This is a genomic window from Streptomyces sp. DvalAA-14, from assembly GCF_900091855.1.
Classification (GTDB): Bacteria; Actinomycetota; Actinomycetes; order Streptomycetales; family Streptomycetaceae; genus Actinacidiphila.
Genome location: NZ_FMCH01000534.1, coordinates 1 through 3737 on the forward strand (window position 1 = coordinate 1; position 3737 = coordinate 3737).

The window sequence follows — 3737 nt, forward strand, 5'->3', positions numbered from 1 at the left end:
CGGTGCGTCCGCCTGCGCGCCCGCGGGCCGCCCCGCTCCTCACCCCGCGGCGGCGGCCTCCCGCAGCGCCGCACAGATCCGGGCCACGTCCTCGTCCCCGGTCACATAGGGGGGCATCGTGTAGACGAGGTCGCGGAAGGGCCGCAGCCAGACCCCGGCCCGCACCGCGGCCCGGGTGGCCGCGGGCACGTCCACCTCGTGGTCGAGCTGGACCACCCCGATCGCCCCGAGCACCCGGACGTCGCGGACGCCCGGGATGCCCGCCGCCCCGGCCAGTCCCGCGCGCAGGCCCGACTCGATCCGCTTGACCTCCACCGCCCAGTCCTGGTCGAGCAGCAGGTCGATGGACGCGTTGGCGACGGCCGCCGCCAGCGGATTGCCCATGAAGGTGGGGCCGTGCGCCAGCACCGGGACCTCGCCCCGGGAGATGCCCTCGGCCACCCGCGTGGTGCACAGCGCGGCGGCCATCGTCAGATAGCCGCCGGTCAGCGCCTTGCCCACGCACATCACATCGGGGGAGATCCCGGCGTGCCCGGCGGCGAACAGCCGCCCGGTCCGGCCGAAGCCGGTGGCGATCTCGTCGAGGACCAGCAGGACGTCGTGCTCGTCGCACGCCTCCCGCAGCACCTTCAGATACTCGGGGGAGTGGAAGGACATCCCTCCCGCGCCCTGCACGACCGGCTCCACCACCACCGCGGCCAACTCGTCGGCGTGCCGTCCGATCAGCTCGCGCAGATGCCGGGCGTACGCCGGATCGGCGGGCGCGTCGAAGCCGGGCGGCGGCGCGTCCGCGAAGACCTGCCGCTGCAATACGCCGGACCACAGGTGGTGCATACCGCCGTCCGGGTCGCACACGGACATCGGCTGCCAGGTGTCGCCGTGGTAGCCGCCACGCCAGGTCAGCAGCCGCTGCTTGCCCGGCCGGCCCAGCGAACGCCAGTACTGCAGGCACATCTTGACCGCGACCTCGACCGACACCGAGCCCGAGTCGGCGAGGAAGACGTGCCGCAGCGGCTCCGGGGTGATCTCCACCAGCCGGGCCGCCAGCCGCACCGCGGGCTCATGGGTGAGCCCGCCGAACATCACATGGCTCATCCGGGTCAGCTGGCCGCGCACCGCCTCGTCGAGCACCGGGTGCTGGTAGCCGTGGATCGCCGACCACCACGACGACATGCCGTCGACCAGTTCGGTCCGGCCCTCGGCGGCCTCGGCCAGCCGCAGCCGGACCCCGGCCGCCGACTCCACCACCAGCGGCCGCCCGCTGCCGGGCATCGGGCCGTACGGATGCCAGACATGCCGCCGGTCCAGATCGAGCAGCACCTCGGTCGGCAGCGGCCCGCGCGGTGACGGGAGCAGGCCGGCCAACGGGTCAGGCATTGGGCGGCAGGTCCGTCCCGGCGCCGCGCCGGCGCACCGCGACCAGATCCGTCCGGACGCCCGGCGCCGCCTCCTCGGCCGGTACCGGCTGCGCCGCCGGCACGCTCACCGCCGGCTCGTGCGACCCGCAGGCGCCGCCCTCGTGGCCCCCGCAGCCCGCAGCGCAGCCCGCGTCCCCGGACGATCCGCAGACGTCGGCGCCGCGGTGCCCCGGCAGGGTCCGGGTCTGCGCGCCCTCCACCTCGAAGCCCGCGTCGGCGATCATGTCGAGGTCGGCCTGCCCGGCCTGCCCCTCACTGGTCAGGTAGTCGCCCAGGAAGATCGAGTTGGCCAGGTGCAGGGCCAGCGGCTGCATCGTCCGCAAGTGCACCTCGCGACCGCCCGCCAGCCGCACCTCGACATCCGGGCAGACGAACCGCACCATCGCCAGGATGCGCAGGCAGCGCTGCGGGGTGAGATTCCACTCCTTGGCCAGCGGGGTGCCCTCGAACGGGATCAGGAAGTTCACCGGCACCGAGTCCGGGTCGAGTTCGCGCAGCCCGAAGACCACGTCCACCAGGTCCTCGTCGGTCTCGCCCATGCCCGCGATCAGCCCGGAGCACGCCGACAGCCCGGCCGCCTGGGCCCGGTGCACGGTGTCCACCCGGTCGGCGTAGGTGTGGGTGGTGGTGATGTCCCCGTAGGTGTTCTCCGAGGTGTTGAGGTTGTGGTTGTACGCGTCGGCGCCGGCCGCCCGCAGCCGCTCGGCCTGGCCGCCCGACAGCAGACCGAGGCAGGCGCACACCTCGACGTCCTCGTTCTGGTCCTTGATCGCCTCGATGGTGCGCGAGACCCGGTCCACGTCCCGGTCGGTCGGTCCGCGCCCGCTGGCCACCAGGCAGACCCGCTTGGCGCCGCCGGCCACTCCGGCCCCGGCGGCCTTGGCGGCCTCGTCCGGCTTCAGCCAGGTGTACTTGAGGATGTCGGCCTGCGAGCCGAGCCGTTGCGAGCAGTACGAGCAGTCCTCGGGGCACAGCCCCGACTTGAGGTTGACCAGGTAGTTCAGCTTGACCCGGCGGCCGAACCAGCGGCGCCGTACTCTGCCCGCCGCGGCCACGACATCCAGCAGTTCGTCATCGGGCGTCGCCAGTACGGCGAGCGCCTCGTCCCGGGTGGGCAGCTCGCGGCGCAGCCCCTTGTCCACCAGTGCGGTCAGCAGATCCATAGGGCCGATTTTCACCTACCGGGGTGCCCGCGGCCAATGACGGACCGCACAACACGGGTGGCCCGGGGTGTGTGCATCACCACACCCTGTGCACGGCGCGGGCCCAGTACGTTGCTGGTGACCACCACCCGAACCGCCCCGAGGGGGACCGCCGTGAACAGCGCGACCAGCGTGAACGGCCCGCAGGCCGCCCGGCCCGCCGGGCCGGCCGATCCCTTCGGCTGGATCGCCGAACAGGACCGCACCCGCCGGGCGTCCGGGCTGCGCCGCGAACTGCGCCCCCGGGCGGCCGAGTCGGAGCTGCTCGACCTGGCCGGCAACGACTACCTGGGCCTGACCCGGCACCCCGAGGTCACCCGGGCCGGCGCCGACGCGTGCCTGCGCTGGGGGGCCGGCGCCACCGGCTCCCGGCTGGTCACCGGCAGCACCGCGCTGCACGCCGAACTCGAGGCGGCGCTGGCCGACTTCACCGGCTTCGAGGCGGCCCTGGTGTTCGCCTCCGGCTACGCCGCCAATCTCGCCGCCGTCACCGCGCTCACCGGCCCCGGCACCCTGCTGGTCTCCGACGCCGCCAACCACGCCTCGCTCATCGACGGCTGCCGGCTCTCCCGCGCCACCACCGAGGTCGTCCGGCACGCCGACCCCGACGCCGTACGCAAGGCGCTGGACGGCCACCGGGGGGCGGCCGTCGTGGTCAGCGACACGGTGTTCTCGGTGGACGGCGACGCCGCGCCGCTGGCCGCGCTGGCCGATGCCTGCCGGGAGCACGGCGCCGCACTGCTGATGGACGACGCGCACGGCCTCGGCGTCCTCGGCGAGGAGGGACGCGGCGCGGCGAACGCGGCGGGACTGGCCGGGGCGCCGGATGTGGTCTGCACCGCCACCTTGTCCAAGGCGCTGGGCGCGGCAGGGGGGTGTGGTGCTCGGTCCGGCGGCCGTCATCGAGCATCTGGTCAACGCGGCCCGCACCTTCATCTTCGACACCGGCCTGGCCCCGGCGGCGGCCGGCGCCGCGCTCGGAGCGCTGCGGCTGCTGCGCCGCGAACCGTGGCGCGCGGGGAGGTCACGGGCGGTCGCCCGCGACTTCCACCGGCTGCTGACCGAGGCCGGCCTGGACGCGGCCGCGCCCGACGCCTGCGTGGTGTCGGTGCGCGCG

General features: G+C 74.7%; 2 protein-coding genes and 1 pseudogene. 1 reads left to right on the forward strand and 2 read right to left on the reverse strand.

Going from position 1 to position 3737, the window contains the following annotated elements; translation table 11 throughout:
• Positions 1 to 39 precede the first annotated feature (39 nt).
• Complete coding sequence (locus GA0115240_RS28615) at positions 40 to 1377, reverse strand: adenosylmethionine--8-amino-7-oxononanoate transaminase (RefSeq protein ID WP_093741095.1); 1338 nt, start codon at positions 1375 to 1377, stop codon at positions 40 to 42.
• Complete coding sequence (gene bioB / locus GA0115240_RS28620; RefSeq protein ID WP_093741097.1) at positions 1370 to 2581, reverse strand: biotin synthase BioB; 1212 nt, start codon at positions 2579 to 2581, stop codon at positions 1370 to 1372. Before bioB ends, GA0115240_RS28615 begins: the two co-directional genes overlap by 8 nt.
• A 171-nt stretch (positions 2582 to 2752) precedes the next feature.
• Here bioB and GA0115240_RS28625 point away from each other — a divergent pair.
• A pseudogene (locus GA0115240_RS28625) lies at positions 2753 to 3737 on the forward strand (aminotransferase class I/II-fold pyridoxal phosphate-dependent enzyme); the annotation flags it as partial.

What these genes read in the sequence shown, in the direction of transcription:
- GA0115240_RS28615 (WP_093741095.1), bottom strand. Translation starts at nt 1,377, where the DNA reads ATGCCTGACCCGTTGGCCGGCCTGCTCCCGTCACCGCGCGGGCCGCTG.
- bioB (WP_093741097.1), bottom strand. Translation starts at nt 2,581, where the DNA reads ATGGATCTGCTGACCGCACTGGTGGACAAGGGGCTGCGCCGCGAGCTG.